This is a genomic window from Mesorhizobium sp. P3_A9, from assembly GCF_056402975.1.
This window is the reverse complement of sequence record NZ_JBFUGJ010000762.1, coordinates 1-830: the sequence shown is the minus strand read 5'-3', so window position 1 is coordinate 830 and position 830 is coordinate 1. Positions and strand designations below refer to the sequence as shown.

General features: G+C 61.8%; 1 protein-coding gene. It reads left to right on the top strand.

Features of this window, described 5'->3' with window-relative positions:
* Nucleotides 1-830 (top strand): M23 family metallopeptidase (locus AC1DX0_RS36600; RefSeq protein ID WP_477359475.1); only part of this gene is annotated, 830 nt, incomplete at both ends.

Here is an 830-nt window from a genome sequence, read left to right as displayed (position 1 = left end):
GAGCATGGCCGGCTCCTATGACGTGAAGATCGTGCCGGAAAACGTCTCGGTGTCGCCGCGTGCCGCCATTGACGACCAGGCTCCGGCTTTCGCCGAGGAAATCATTCCCTTCACCAAGGACACCGACCTCACCGAGGCCTTTGCCGATTCGGGCTATACAGGCGACGACGCCACCGGCATGGCCGAAGCAATCGCCAAACTGTTGAACGCGCCGACACTGAAAGCCGGGACGGTGCTGCGCGTCGGCCTCGAGGTTCACGGCGATRCCGCCAAGGTCGTGCGCACCAGCGTCTATGACAAGACCACGCATATCGTCACCATCGCGCTCGACGATCGCGGCCAATACGTGCCGGCGCAGGAGCCGGATCCAAATCCTGAACTTTTGACGGCGTTCGATGATTCGTCGGCACCCGTGGTGGTGCGCGGCAACCTGCCCAATGTTTATGACGGCATCTACCGCGCCGCCTATTCCTACGGCATGTCCAAGGCGATGACCCAGCGGCTGATCAAGCTCCTGGCATCCGATGTCGACTTCCAGTCGCGCCTCAATCCCGCCGACCGCCTCGAAGTGCTGTTCTCGCAGCCCGATGGCGACGACCAGACGTCGGACAGTTCCGAGCTTCTTTATGTTTCGGCGACCTTTGGCGGCCAGACGCGGAACTTCTATCGCTTCCAGATGCAGGACGGCTCGACCGACTATTTCGACGATGACGGCTCGAGTGCCCAACAGTTCCTGCTGCGCAATCCGCTGCCCGCCGGAAAATTCCGCTCCGGTTTCGGCGCCCGCAAACATCCGATTCTTGGCTATGTCCGCATGCACACCGGCGTCG